Origin of the sequence: Cupriavidus sp. MP-37 (assembly GCF_020618415.1) — a bacterium.
GTDB lineage: Bacteria > Pseudomonadota > Gammaproteobacteria > Burkholderiales > Burkholderiaceae > Cupriavidus.
Window position 1 is genome coordinate 1,760,955 of the sequence record NZ_CP085345.1, and the last position, 13,345, is coordinate 1,774,299.

At 66.5% G+C, this 13,345-nt stretch carries 13 protein-coding genes; 3 read left to right on the forward strand and 10 right to left on the reverse strand.

Features of this window, described 5'->3' with window-relative positions; all coding sequences use genetic code 11:
* The first annotated feature begins 51 nt into the window (after nt 1-51).
* Nucleotides 52-432: a DUF427 domain-containing protein gene (locus tag LIN44_RS24305; RefSeq protein ID WP_227314811.1), complete on the forward strand. Its 381-nt coding sequence runs from the start codon at nt 52-54 to the stop codon at nt 430-432.
* On the opposite strand, the gene LIN44_RS24310 is transcribed toward LIN44_RS24305, so the two are convergent.
* The 6 genes from LIN44_RS24310 to LIN44_RS24335 all read right to left on the reverse strand — a co-directional run bounded on the left by LIN44_RS24310 (nt 429) and on the right by LIN44_RS24335 (nt 7,751).
* A complete protein-coding gene (locus LIN44_RS24310; RefSeq protein ID WP_227314812.1) occupies nt 429-806 on the reverse strand; it encodes a hypothetical protein in 378 nt (125 codons plus the stop codon). The genes LIN44_RS24305 and LIN44_RS24310 overlap by 4 nt on opposite strands.
* A 44-nt stretch (nt 807-850) precedes the next feature.
* Nucleotides 851-1,669 carry a GntR family transcriptional regulator gene (locus LIN44_RS24315; RefSeq protein WP_370641690.1) on the reverse strand — a complete coding sequence of 273 codons (819 nt, stop codon included), beginning with the start codon at nt 1,667-1,669 and terminating at the stop codon, nt 851-853.
* An 88-nt stretch (nt 1,670-1,757) separates the two neighbouring features.
* Nucleotides 1,758-2,747 (reverse strand): allantoinase PuuE, encoded by a 990-nt coding sequence (gene puuE, locus LIN44_RS24320; RefSeq protein WP_227314814.1) that lies wholly within the window; start codon nt 2,745-2,747, stop codon nt 1,758-1,760.
* A gap of 43 nt (nt 2,748-2,790) precedes the next feature.
* Entirely contained in the window at nt 2,791-3,525 is a 735-nt protein-coding gene (locus LIN44_RS24325; protein ID WP_012356991.1) for an aspartate/glutamate racemase family protein, read from the reverse strand.
* Nucleotides 3,526-3,567: 42 nt separating this feature from the next.
* Nucleotides 3,568-5,100, reverse strand: coding sequence for an NCS1 family nucleobase:cation symporter-1 (locus LIN44_RS24330; protein WP_227314815.1), 1,533 nt, complete (start codon nt 5,098-5,100; stop codon nt 3,568-3,570).
* Nucleotides 5,101-5,588: 488 nt separating this feature from the next.
* A complete protein-coding gene (locus LIN44_RS24335; protein ID WP_227314816.1) occupies nt 5,589-7,751 on the reverse strand; it encodes a TonB-dependent siderophore receptor in 2,163 nt (720 codons plus the stop codon).
* 376 nt (nt 7,752-8,127) lie between these two features.
* Between LIN44_RS24335 and LIN44_RS24340 the strand changes: the two genes are divergently transcribed.
* Nucleotides 8,128-8,682 carry a cupin gene (locus LIN44_RS24340; RefSeq protein ID WP_227314817.1) on the forward strand — a complete coding sequence of 185 codons (555 nt, stop codon included), beginning with the start codon at nt 8,128-8,130 and terminating at the stop codon, nt 8,680-8,682.
* Nucleotides 8,683-8,808: 126 nt separating this feature from the next.
* Nucleotides 8,809-9,729: a dioxygenase gene (locus LIN44_RS24345; protein ID WP_227314818.1), complete on the forward strand. Its 921-nt coding sequence runs from the start codon at nt 8,809-8,811 to the stop codon at nt 9,727-9,729.
* A 66-nt stretch (nt 9,730-9,795) separates the two neighbouring features.
* Here the strand turns inward: LIN44_RS24345 and LIN44_RS24350 are convergent, their stop codons facing one another.
* From LIN44_RS24350 to LIN44_RS24365, 4 genes are all read right to left on the reverse strand, one after another.
* Entirely contained in the window at nt 9,796-10,977 is a 1,182-nt protein-coding gene (locus LIN44_RS24350; RefSeq protein WP_227314819.1) for an alpha/beta hydrolase, read from the reverse strand.
* Nucleotides 10,978-11,131: 154 nt separating this feature from the next.
* Complete coding sequence (locus LIN44_RS24355; RefSeq protein ID WP_227314820.1) at nt 11,132-11,719, reverse strand: VOC family protein; 588 nt, start codon at nt 11,717-11,719, stop codon at nt 11,132-11,134.
* A 15-nt stretch (nt 11,720-11,734) separates the two neighbouring features.
* A complete protein-coding gene (gene rraA, locus LIN44_RS24360) occupies nt 11,735-12,235 on the reverse strand; it encodes a ribonuclease E activity regulator RraA (protein ID WP_227314821.1) in 501 nt (166 codons plus the stop codon).
* Between the two features lie 49 nt (nt 12,236-12,284).
* A complete protein-coding gene (locus LIN44_RS24365; protein ID WP_227314822.1) occupies nt 12,285-13,268 on the reverse strand; it encodes a tripartite tricarboxylate transporter substrate binding protein in 984 nt (327 codons plus the stop codon).
* Nucleotides 13,269-13,345 lie beyond the last annotated feature (77 nt).

Sequence of the window (13,345 nt, forward strand, 5' to 3'; positions counted from 1 at the left end):
TGGCTGGCAAGCGCCTAGAATGTCCTGCATTCCGACCTGCAGGAGCACGAGATGTCAGGCAAGCCCGTCAGGATCCCCGGCCCCGACCATCCCATCACCATCACGCCGACCGCCGGCAGGGTGGTGGTCAAGGTGGCCGGCATCACGATTGCCGACAGCGATGCGGCGCTGACCCTGCAGGAGGCGAACTATGCGCCGGTGCAGTACATCCCGCGCGCGCATGTCGACATGGCGCGGCTGGAGCGCAGCGCGCATGCCACCTACTGCCCGTATAAGGGCGACTGCAGTTACTTCTCCATTCCGGCCGGCGGCGAGCGCGCGCGCAACGCGGTGTGGAGCTATGAGTCGCCGTACGTTGCCGTTGCCGCCATCGGCGCGCTCCTGGCGTTTTATCCGGATCGTGTCGACAGTATCGAAATCATCGGGCCCTAAGTTTCGAGCGCCGCGTCGATCATCGCCGCGGCCAGGCCAATCACCAGTGCAATGGCCGAGGCGATAAAGCAGCGCACCGTCTTGCGGTACTCCGGCACCGCATCGTCCTCGACGCGCAGCGCGCGGAACAGCGCGACGATCTGCAGCACCACCGCGGCCAGCAGCGCCACCGCCGCCAGCAGCGAGCGCCAGTCCCATTCGCCCGGGCTTTCGAAGCCCCAGAAACGCCAGAACCCCAGCGAAAAGCCCAGCAGCACGGTGATCGCGGTGATGATGCCCTGGCGATAGCCGGTGGGCACCACTTGCGGCGTTGGCGGCGCCACGGGAACCACGGCGGGAGGGGGTGGCGGGGCGGCAGGCTTGCCAGCATCCATGGCACGTCTCCGGTTGCGATGGGCTGGATGCAGTCTAGTCCGGATCAGCCCTTGCTGAAGATGCTGTAGAAGTCCGGCGCGCCGCTGTCCGGCATGCTCAGGTCGAGCGAGCCTTCGATGTGTTCCAGGTGTTCCGCCATCAGCGCGCTGGCGCGCGCGGCATCGCGCTGCTCGATGGCGTCGATCAGCTGCCGGTGCTCATGCTCGGCGCAGGCGGGTGCGCCGGGGCGGTCGTACAGCGTGATGATCAGGCAGGTCAGCGACACCATCTCGCGGATCAGCTTTTCGAGGATGGCGTTGCCGGCCATTTCCGCCAGCAGGATATGGAACTCGCCTGACAGCCGGATCATCGCCGCGCGGTCGCCGCGGGCGCGCGCGTTGTCTTCTTCCATGGCATGCCGGCGCAGGCTGCGCACCTTGGCGGGCGTGGCGCGTTGTGCCAGTTCGGCGGCCAGCGCGGGCTCGACCACGCGGCGCGCCTGGAACACCTCGCGCGCTTCGTCCACAGTCGGGCTGGAGACAAAGGCGCCGCGGTTGGGCACCAGCGTCACCAGCTTCTCGTGCGCCAGGCGCGCAAACACCTGGCGGATGCGCGCACGGCTGGCGCCGGTCACTTCGCACAGCCGTTCCTCGACCAGCTTGGTGCCCGCCAGCAGGCGGTGCTCCATGATGGCGTAGAGCAGGCTCAGGTAGATCGCCTCGGTGGCCGACGCCTCGCTGGCGGCGCCTTCCTGGCCTGCCTCGTCGTCCGGGGCGGCATTGGCGGCGGCCTTTTGCATGGTTTTCGGGGTCGCCTTGGCGGCGGCGCGGCGCGGGGCTTTCGCGGCGGCGCCGGGCGCCGCCTTTTTCGATGTGGTTGCCATATCAGGGTACGGACATTCAGCCTGTCGCCGGAACTGGCGACGAAACACGGCTATATCGTACACAACTATGGCAACAGCGAGGCGCGGCTCAGGCCAGGGCGGTTTCCTGGCAGGCAGTGCGCGGCCCGGCGGCGGCGCTCGCGGCTTCGAACGGATGCACCTGCGCCCAGTGCCGGGCGATGTCGACACGGCGGCAGATCCACACCTTGTCGTGCCCCTGCACGTAGTCGAGGAAACGCTGCAGCGCGCGGAAGCGGCCGGGGCGGCCGAGCAGGCGGCAGTGCATGCCGATCGACAGCATCTTGGGGCTGTCCTGGCCGCCGGGGTCGCCTTCGTCGTACAAAACGTCGAACGCGTCCTTCAGGTACTGGAAGAACTGTTCGCCGGTATTGAAGCCTTGCGGCGTGGCGAAGCGCATGTCGTTCGAGTCCAGCGTGTACGGCACCACCAGGTGCGGCTTCTTCTCGCCGCCGGAGACTTCCACTTCGGTCCAGAACGGCAGGTCGTCGCCGTAGTAGTCCGAGTCATAGAGGAAGCCGCCGTGCTCGACCACCAGCCGGCGCGTGTTGGGGCTGTCGCGGCCGGTGTACCAGCCCAGCGGCAGCTCGCCGGTCAGCTCCTTGATGATCTGCATGCCGATGCGCATGTGCTCGCGCTCGGTGGCTTCGTCGATGTTCTGGTAGTGGATCCAGCGCCAGCCGTGGCAGGCGATCTCGTGGCCCAGTTCGACGAAGGCGCGCGTCAGTTCCGGATGGCGCTGCAGCGCCATTGACACGCCGAAGATGGTCAGCGGCAGGCCGCGCCGTTCGAACTCGCGCAGGATGCGCCAGACGCCGGCGCGCGAGCCGTATTCGTAGATGCCCTCCATGCTCATGTGGCGGTCGGGGTAGGCCGCGGCGCCGACGATCTCGGAAAGGAACTGCTCGGACGCGGCGTCGCCGTGCAGCACGCAGTTTTCGCCGCCTTCTTCGTAGTTGAGGACGAACTGGACGGCGATGCGCGCGCCGCCTGGCCAGCGTGCGTGCGGCGGACGGGCGCCATAGCCGATCAGATCGCGGGGATAACGTGTCTGGAGCATGTTGCGGGAGAAGGTAAGCGGTTCAGGGAAAGTTCAGTTCAGTTCAGTTCAGGGCATAGGGCGCCAGCATGCCGGCATACGCCTTGGGCAGCGGCCGCGCCCAGTCGCCGCGCTTGCTGGTGCCCAGTCGCACCGAGACCATCGCCTCGGCCAGCTTGACCGCGCACGACACGCCGTCGATCACCGGCGCGCCGATGGCATCCGCGATCTCGTCGCACAGGTCGGTCATGCCGGCGCAGCCGAGCACGATGCATTCACTGCGGTCTTCGACCAGCGCGCGGCGGCAGGCCTCGGTGATGATGCGGCGCGCGTCCGAGCCGGGGCGCTCCAGTTCCAGCACCGGCAGGTCGCAGGCGCGCACGTTGTTGCAGAAGCGCTTCATGCCGTAGCGCTCGGCCAGGTGCCAGGCGATATTGCAAGTGCGCGCCAGCGTGGTGACCACGCTGAAGCTGCTGCCGACCACGCTGGCCATGTGCATCGCGGCCTCGGCGATGCCGATCACCGGTCCGCGCGCCACTTCGCGCGCGGCGTACAGGCCGGGGTCGCCGAAGCAGGCGATGACGTAGCCGTCCACGCCTTCCTGCTCGCCGGCCAGGATCTCGTCGAGGATGCCGGGCACCGACAGGGCCTCGTCATAGTGGCTTTCGATCGAAGCCGGGCCCATGCGCGGGCTGACCGCGCTGATGCGCGTGCCGGGCGCCGCCACGGCGGCGGCGCACTGCCCGATCTTGTCGGTCATGCTCTGGGTGGTATTGGGATTGATGATCTTCAGCTTCATGGGTGCGGCTCTGGGATGGATGCTGTCGAAGAGGGGTATCGCTCAAACCTGGCCGGAGGCCGGTGCGGTGGGCGCGGCAAGGTGGCCCGGCATCATGCGCGGCGCCAGCTGCCGGTACAGCACCAGCGCGATGCCCATGCCGATGAACCAGCTGTAGTTGGCCGCCGCCTGCCAGGCCGGCACCACCACGCACAGGATCGGGATGATGGCCGCGGGAATCATGGTGGCCACCGCCGCCGGGTTGAAGCCATTGCGGTACCAGTAGCGGCCGCGCGGGTTCAGCGTGTACAGGTCGTCGACCTCCACGTGCTGGCGCCGCACCAGGTAGTAGTCGGCGATCAGGATGCCGAACAGCGGGCCGATGAAGGCACCCAGCACGTCGAGCGTGTAGTGGATCACCGCCGGGTTGTTGTACAGGTTCCAGGGCGTGATGAAGATCGACGCCACCGCGGCGATCATGCCGCCGGTACGCCAGCTGATGTGCTTGGGCGACACGTTGGAGAAGTCGAACGCCGGCGACACGAAGTTGGCGACGATATTGATGCCGATGGTCGCGGTCATGAAGGTGAAGGCGCCCAGCAGCATGGCGAAGGTGCTGTCGATATGGCTGACGGTTTCCACCGGGTCGGTGATCAGCTTGCCGAACACCGGCAGCGTGGCCGAGGTGGTGATCACGGTCAGCAGCGAGAAGCCCAGGAAGTTGACCGGCAGGCCCCAGAAGTTGCCGCGCTTGACCGCCTTGAAATCCTTGGCATAGCGCGAGAAGTCGCCGAAATTCAGCATCGGGCCGGAGAAGTACGACACCACCAGCGCGATCGCGCTCAGCATCACCGGCACCGCTTCCCAGCCGGTGTACTTGACGAAGCTCAGCGTGAAGTTGACGTTCTCCCAGCCGGCCTTGTTCACCAGCCAGATCGCCAGCGCGATCATCACCACGTACACCGCCGGGCCGGCCCAGTCGATGAACTTGCGGATGGTCTCCATGCCGGTCCAGAACACCAGCGCCTGCAGCACCCACAGCACCATGAACGACGCCCAGCCCAGCGTGGACAGCCCGGCGAAGCCATGCAGCTTGAGGTCAGCGTACGGCGCCAGCGACGGGAAGAAGTGCAGCGCCAGCACCAGGAAGGCGCTCGACGCCAGGTAGGTCTGGATGCCGTACCACGCCACCGCGATCAGTCCGCGGATGATGGCCGGGATATTGGCGCCGAGCACGCCGAAAGAGGCCCGGCAGATCACCGGATAGGGCGTGCCGGTCACCTGGCTGGGCTTGGCCACCAGGTTGCAGAAGTACTGCACGATCACGATCCCCACCAGCAGCGACACCAGCACCTGCCAGCTGGTCAGCCCAAGCGCGAACAGGCTGCCGGCGGTGATATAGCCGCCCACGCTGTGCACGTCGGACATCCAGAACGCAAAGATGTTGTAGGTGCCCCAGGTCTGCTTGCGCAACGGCGCCAGGTCCTCGTTGGTCAGGCGTTCGTCGTAGCTGGGCTTGATCAGGGCATTGCCATGTGCGGCATGCCCGCCCTGCGCCTGCGCTGCGTCGGCGGGTGTTGCGGTGGTTTGCATCATCTGAGTCTCCTGGCAGATGTGTGTCTTGACGATAGGCGACCCGCGGCCTTTCTGGCTCTTTGCGGGGCGCCGAGGGATGGTTATATGTGTCTACTAAATTGTCTACAAAATGGATTAAGTGTGTAGACGATGTTGTAGATCACGGATTCGTGATTGTCAACATTCGTTTTCCCTGAAGATGGGGGACAGAGCGGGCGGTGGAATTACGACGCCCTTCACTTCGTTGACGCTCTTGCCCTCACCCCAACCCTCTCCCGCAAGCGGGAGAGGGAGTACGCAAGCGGGAGTTGGAAGGCCGGGGCAAATGAACGCGCTGAGAGTTGCTTGCAGCCGCCGGTTTTCTCCCCTCTCCCGCTTGCGGGAGAGGGGCGGGGGTGAGGGCCGGCGCATCCACGAAGTCAATCGCCGCGCACCTCCGTCATTCCCATGCGGCGACGAAAAAAAAACCGCTCCTGGGAGCGGGTGGTGGTGCCGGCTGGCGATGGCCTTCAATAAGCAATCTTCGCCGTCAGACTGATGCTGCGCGGATCCGCCGGCTGGATATAGTTCTCATACTGGAAACCCCAGTAGCGCTTGTTGGTCACGTTGTTCAGCGCGGCCCGCAAGGTCAGGTCCTTGCCCGCGACGCGCGTGCTGTAGCTGGCGCCGAGGTTGAACACCGTGTAGCCGCCGGCATCCAGCGTATTGCCGGCATTGAGCTTGGTGCTGCCGGTGTACTTGCCATCGACGCCAAGGCGCAGACCCGGCACGAACGGTACGCGGTAGCTGACGCGGCCGGCCATGATGAAGCCGGGCGCACCCGCCACGCGGTTGCCGCTGTTGGCCACGCCCTTGTCGTAGTACGAATCCAGATACATCGCGCTGGCGCCGAACTCCCACTGCGAGCCCAGGCGGTACACGCCCGCCAGTTCCAGGCCCTGGTAGATCGAGGTGCCGTCCTGCTGGCGCGTCGGCACGCCGCCGCTGATGCTGTCGTACTCGGCGCCGCGCTCGATGCGGAAGGCGGCAGCGGTCGCGCTCCACGCGGCCTGGTCGGCCTTGACGCCGAGTTCATACTGCTTGCTGCGGATCGGGCTCAGCAGCTGGCGCGCGTTGGTGTAGCCGTCCGGCACGATCGAGCCGGGCTCCAGCGCCTCGACATAGCTGGCATAGACCGTGGCCGTGGGCACGGGCTTGAACATCAGTGCCAGCGTTGGCGTGACCACGCCGTTCTTGCTGTAGCTGGAGGTGACCGGCACGTAGCCGTTCTGCTCGAAGTTGGTCACGCGCAGGCCGGCAAGTACCGACCAGCGATCGCTCAGCTGCACGGTATCGCTGGCGAACACCGACTTCTGCGTGATGTCGCTGTTGCGCACCTTGTTGAAGGCGGTCGAGCTGTAATAGGTGTTGGTGTTCGGCGCGAAGATATTGCCGGTGCCGATGACCGCGCCGAAGCCGTTGTTGTCGTAGCGGTCGATCTGCTTCTGCCACGACAGCCCCGCCACCAGCTGGTGCCCGAACGGGCCGGTGCGGAACTTGCCTTCCAGCATCGCCTGCCATTGCCCCACCTGCTGGTTCTGCGCGGTGTCGTAGCGCTGGTCGAGGTAATCGCCGGCCTGGTTCAGCAGGTTGTAGGTGCTCTCATTGCGGCTGCGGTTGACCTTGGTGAAGCTGTAGCTGGTGCTGACCGCCCAGTCCGGGTTGATCTGGTAGCGCAGGCCGGTGCTGTACAGCTGCAGGTTGGTGTTCAGGTGCTGGTCGGCGCCGGCGAAGTTGCGGATGCGCCCGGACACCGCGCCCGGCAGCGCCGTATCGCCGTAGCTCCACAGGCTGAACGAGGGCATCTGGCCGGTGGCGCGGCGGTCCTGGTAGATCGAATCGAAGGTCCAGGTCAGGTCCCTGGTCAGGCGCGCATCCAGGCCCAGCGACACGCTGTCGCGCCGGATGTTGCGCGCGTTGTAAGGGGTGCCTTCTTCATGCGTCGCATTCAGGCGGTAGCCGAACATGTTGTCGGGGCCGGCGCGGCCGCCCAGGTCGACGTGCTCGCTCCAGACATTGGCGGCGCGGTAGCCCAGCTCGAACGACGCCGTGAAGGTATCGGTCGGCTTCTTGGTGACGTAGTTGACGATGCCGCCCGGCGTGGCGAAGCCGTACATGAAGCCCGGCAGGCCCTTGAGCAGCTCCACCTGCTCCATGTGCTCGTACGGCAGCGTGATGCCGTAGGCCACGAACGGCAGGCCGTTGATCTTGAAGCCGTTCTGCCAGTCGATCTGCAGCCCGCGCACGCTCAGGTAGCTGGACCAGCTGTTGTAGCCGTTGCCGTTGTCGCTGACCGACGCATCCATGGTGAACACATCGCCCAGCTTGGCCACCTGGCGCTCGGCCAGGTCTTCGCCGGTGACGATGGTGGTGGAGTAAGGCGTGTCCAGCTGCGTGCGCGACCCCAGCGCGCCGGTGCTGGCCTTTTTCTCAAGCTGCAGGCCGGAATCGTCCACCGCCGACGCGCTCACGGTCACCGCCGGCAGCGACTGCGCATCCGCCGGCGCCGCGGCCTGCTGCGCCAGCGCGGCCGTCGCCGGAAAGCCGGCGAGCACGGCAAATTGCGCCAGCACGGCGAGATGGCGGGGTTGGGGTGCGCGCGCACGCGCGGCGCTTGGGACTTGGCGGCTCATGATGGAACAGCAGAAGACAGGCAGGCCTGTGGGTGAATGTCAATACAAATGCGAATAATTCGCATTTACGAAAAGTCCGAATGATGCCTATGGGCGCGCCATGGCGTCAAGGCGGGAGGCTGGGGGTTCGTGATGAAAGCAACGGCAGATGGCGCGGCTCGGGGCGCAGCCAACACGCGACTGCCGCGCACATGAACGCAGGTTGGGCGACCGGATTGCCGCCCGGCGCAAGGCGCGGCGCAAAACCCGATAGCGGATTGTTATGGCGCCCGGCGAAAAATGATGTTGGACTGGCCCATTGGTGCTTTCTTAAAGTTGCAGGAACAGAGGCCATCGCCCTCTCGTTCCACCCAACTTCACGACATCGAGGAATCACATGGATCCGACCCCACAGGAAATGGAAGCCACCCGCATCGCGCGCTGGGGCAAGGTCAAGCCTTACGGCGAGACCTTCATCGAAAGCCGGCTGCCCGGGATGAAGAAGAACATCTACAAGATCATGAACCGCGGCGTGCTCGAGAACAAAGGCGTCGAGCCGGCGATCCCGGGCAACCACCGCTTCGGCGTGACCTTTATCGAAATCCCGGTCGGACAAGGTGCCAGCCTGCACGCGCACAAGACCGAGGAAGTGTTCTGCCCGCTGAACGGCCAGATGGAAGTCATCTGGGGCGAGAAGGGCCAGTACTCGCTGATGCTGAACCAGTGGGATGTGATCTCCTGCCCGATCGGCGTGATGCGCGGCTTCCGCAACCCCAACGACCACGCGCTGGTGGTCTACTCTGTGGTGGGCGGCACCGACGAGGAATGCGGCCGCATCGCCTGGCATCCGGACGTGGTCAAGGCGGCCGAGGCCACTGGCCTGGTGTACGGCGACGACGGCTACATCAAGGAAAGCGGGGCGGATACGGCGCAGCCGCGCAAAGAAGGCTGACGACCTCCGCGGCGACCCGGACGCGTGGTCAACGCGCAGGCGCCTGCGGCATCGGGCGGGGCGTCACCTCGACGCCCCGCTCCGCGCCAGATTCCATCCCCACATTCCACCGGAGCTGACCACACTATGACTTCTGCTTCCGTAGCCCGCGCAAGCGCCGCGACCGACGCGGCCCCGCAATCGATTCCCGCCACCCCCGAGGCGCTGCTGGAAGCCGTGCTCAAGGCCAATGCCGGCACCGCCGACGCGCGCACCCGCACCATTCTCGATGCCCTGATCCGGCATGCGCATGCGTTCGCGTCCGAGGTGCAGCTGACCTATGAAGAACTCCATGCTGGCCTGGACTTCATGGTCCGCATCGGCCAGGCCACCGGGCCGAAGAAGCATGAGGGCATCCTGCTTGCCGATATCCTCGGGCTGGCCACGCTGGTGCTGCTGATGGACGCCAAGGCGGTGCTGGCCGCCGGCGGCACCGAGCCCGCGCTGATCGGCCCGTTCTGGCGCGCGAACCAGCCGGTGCGGCCCAACGGCGCGCATATCGCCACGCCTGACACCACCGGCGATCCGCTGACGGTGCAGGGCCGCGTGGTGTCGATCGACGGCACCCCCATCGCCGGCGCGCGCATCGAAACCTGGCAGGCGGCGCCCAGCGGCCTCTACGAGAACCAGGATGAACACCAGGAAGACATGAACCTGCGTGCCGTGTTCGAGACCGACGCCGACGGGCGCTTCTGGTTCGACAGCGTGCGGCCGTCGGGCTATGGCGTGCCGATCGACGGCCCCTGCGGCGAACTGCTGAAGCTGCAGAACCGCGACCACATGCGCCCGGCGCATCTGCACTTCATCGCCATCGCGCCGGGGCACAAGGTGCTGACCACGCAGATCTTCGATGCGCTGGACCCGTATGCCTTCAGCGACGCGGCGTTCGGTGCGGTCGGCTCGCTGCTGCGAGATTTCGAACCCGACGGCAAGGGCGGCTTCCGCCTTGACGTGGAACTGAAGCTGGAGCCGGGCGAGACGCGCCTGCCCAAGCCGCCGCTGCCGTGATCCGTACTGGCTTGCGCTGAAGATGAAGACGGCGGCCTCGTGCCGCCGTCTTGCCGTCTTGCCAGATCAAGCGGCAACCTTGCGTTCGGACCAGCTCGCGACGATGTCAAGGCACTGCTGCATTTGCCGGGGCTGTCCGAGATAGTAGTGCGTGGCGCCTTCGATGCGCACGAATTCCTTGTCGGCGGTCGCCAGCGCCTCGAACACCTGCGGGTTGTGCGTGGCGGGCACCGCGTCGTCGGCGCCGTTCTCGATCTGCAGCACCGGTGTATGCCGTATGCGCGCCGCATTCACCGGACCCTTGATGTTGGAATGGTCATACGACCATTGCGAGAGCCAGCTGCGCAGCGTCGAAAAGCGAGCCAGGCCGACCGGTCCCGAGTTAACCACGCGCGGATCGCCCAGATAGCACCAGTCCGCCCTGCGCCCGTTCGGGTCGATGGTGGTATCGCGCCAGCGCACATCGCACATGGTGCGATGCACGACGAAGCCCCGCTCCAGTTCCGTGCCGCCGCGCCTGAGCCGGGCCAGCATGTCGATGGCCCAGTCGCTGATGCGGCGGTTGCGTGCCCGTTGCGCCTGGCGGAAGCGCGTGACGAATTCCGCCGGGTACGGCGGCTGATAAGGACAGCGCGGGTCGTAGATGTCCAGCTCCAGGTTGCGGCGGTCGGGATCGAGTTCGTCGGTCACGGACGGGTCCAGCCACTCGGTCAGGGTCTCGGGCCGGCTCAGGTGCGCGGCCACGAATATCAGCGCATCCGCCGGGATCAGGCGCGCCTGCGTCAGGTCGTACGGATCGCCGGCCGGCGTATGCGTGATGGTCGCGCACTCCGCCTGGGCCTGGTAGAACAGGGACAGCGCTCCCCCGCCCGACCAGCCCACCAGCACCACCTTCTCATAGCCGAGCACCTCGCGCGCATGGCGGATGTAGGCGCCGAGGTCGAACGCCACTTTCTCCATGATCAGGGCGCTATCGTTCTTGGCGTAGCGACTGGCGGCGCACAGCACGTGCATGCCCGCCTCCGCCAGCGCGATCGGCATCGGCATCAGCTGCAGCGTGGATGACGGATGCATGAACAGGTAGACCACGCCGGAGGGCGCGCCGCGCGGTACCAGCCGCTGCCCCTCCAGGAAGGTGTAGCCCTGGCTGCCGGCAAAGCCGTAGGTCTCGGCCATGCCGGCCGGCTCCTGGAACTTGATGATGACCGGCAGCCGGTCGAACTCGTATTTGCGTGAAAGATCAGGCATTGCGCATCCGTTTGGGTAAGGTGCTGGATGGGGAAAGGGGCACAACCGCGCACGGAGGTGCCCGCAAAAGTGCGAGCGTCGGCACGGCCGCGCACAGGCGCCAAGCGTGACGGGGCGCCACCGGCCCGCTGGCGCCGTGCCGTTGACGTGGGGGTTAGCCGCGGTGTGTGTCAGCGGGGTCCTGGCCCGCACGCTGTTGCCGCGCCCGGGCCTTCTCCGCCATCCATTCCGCGCATTGGCGATGCGCGCTCTCGCGCGCCGCGCGGGCGTGGTCCGGGTCGCCGGCCGGCGTGGTCAGCTCGAGGCGAATGCCGTTGGGGTCGAAGAAGTAGATCGATTCCAGGAAATGATGGTCGGTCACGCCCAGCACGTCGACGCCGGCGGCTCTCAGGCGATGGCAGGCCTGCAGCAGGTCTTCGCGCGAGGCCACGCGCAGCGCCAGGTGGTTGACCCAGGGCGGTGTGTTCGGTGAAGGTTCGGCGGCCTGGTCATCGCCCAGGTCGAAAAAGGCGACGCAGGAGCCATCCTGCATTTCGAAGAACAGGTGCGCATACGGGCAGCGTTCGCCGGTGCTGGGCACCACGTCGGCGCGGACCATGTGGACCAGCGGCAGACCCAGCAGGTCTTCATAGAAGTGGCGCGTCTCTTCGGCATCGCGGCAGCGCCACGCGAAGTGGTGCAGGCCGTGTACCGGCACGCCGATGCTGCGCGACGCAGGCTCATGTTCATGCGGCACGGACATTCGCTGTCTCCACGATCAGTAGTCTTGCGGCGCGGCCGCGCCGATGGGTTCCGGGCTGATCAGCACGGCGTCCGCGTCGCAATAGACCCACTCGCCCGGGCGGAACGTCACGTTGCCGAAGCGCAGCGGGATGTCATCTTCGGCGCCGGGCTGCTCGGCCGCATTGCGCAGCGCCGTGGTCCCCAGCGCCTTGACGCCGATATCGATGCCATTGACCGCCTTGCTGTCGCGGATGACACCGTGGATCACCAGGCCGGCCCAACCGTTGCTTGCCGCCAGGGTCGCAAGCCGGTCGCCGAACACGCCGATGCGCAGGGACCCGCCCACGTCGACCACCAGCACCCGGCCGGCACCTGGCCTGGACAGCTGGCGCAGCACGGGACGGTGGTCTTCCTGCACGCGCAGGGTCGCGCAGGGACCGGCAAATTGCTCGCGCAGGCCGAAGCTGCGGAACTGCAGCTGGCAGACCGAGGTTGTGTCCGGATGCGCGTCGGAAAGATCGCTGGTAGAGAACATGATCGACAGGGTGGGATGGGAAGCGCGCTTGCAGTGAGGACTGGCCGCGCTAGTTGAGTGTGATGCCGGCCTTCTTCACCACGTCACCGTAGCGGGCATAGTCGCGGTGGATCTGCTGGGTGAATTCGTCCGGCGTATTGCCGACCGGGATGATGCCAAGGTCGAGCATCTTGCTGCGTGTTTCGGGCTGGTCCAGCACCTTGCGGATTTCCCGCTGCAGGCGCGTCACCACCGCGGCAGGCGTGCCCGCCGGCGCGAGGATGCCTACCCAGGAATCGACGCTGAAGTCCTTCACCCCCGACTCCATCAGGGTCGGGACCTCGGGCAGCGCGCCGACGCGATGGCTGCCGGTCACCGCAATGGCCCGGACCTGGCCGTTCTTCACATACTGCGACACGCTGGCGACCGCCGTGCACAGCACCGGCAGCGAGCCGCCGAGCACGTCGGTCAGCGCTTGCGAGCCGCCCTTGTAGGCGATGTGCTGCAGCGGGATCCCGGCCTGGTCGCGCAGCAGTTCCCCGGCGAGATGGCAGGTGGTGCCGGTGCCGGAACTGCCGAACGACAGGCCGCCGCCCTTGCTGGCGCGCGCATATGCCGCCAGTTCGCTGAAGCTCTTCGCCGGTACCGAAGGGCTGGTCACGAAGATCAGGGTGGCATCGCCGACCTTGGTCACGGGCGCGAAGTCCGTCAGCACATTGAAGCGCGGCCGGGTGATGTGCGTGCCGGTGACGAGCGCGCCGTCAAAGCCCAGCAGCAGCGTGTAGCCGTCGGCAGCGGACCTGGCGACGATCTCGGCGCCGATGTTGCCGGAGGCGCCGGGGCGGTTGTCGACGATCACGTTCTGGCCCAGCGACTGTCCCAGCTTGTTTGCCAGCAGGCGCGCGGTGGCGTCGGTGACGCCCCCGGGCACGAACGGCACCACCAGGCGGATGGGGCGTGCCGGATAGTCTTGTGCGGCGGCCACCACAGGCACGGCAGCGAGCATCGTTGCGGTGATCCCCAGCAGGCCGAGGACGATCTTCGGATAGCGCATGCGGTCTCCTGTCGAATTATCGTTCTGATGGTTGCGATCCATTCTAAGGACCGCCGCGCGGCAGGATGTGCCGTTTC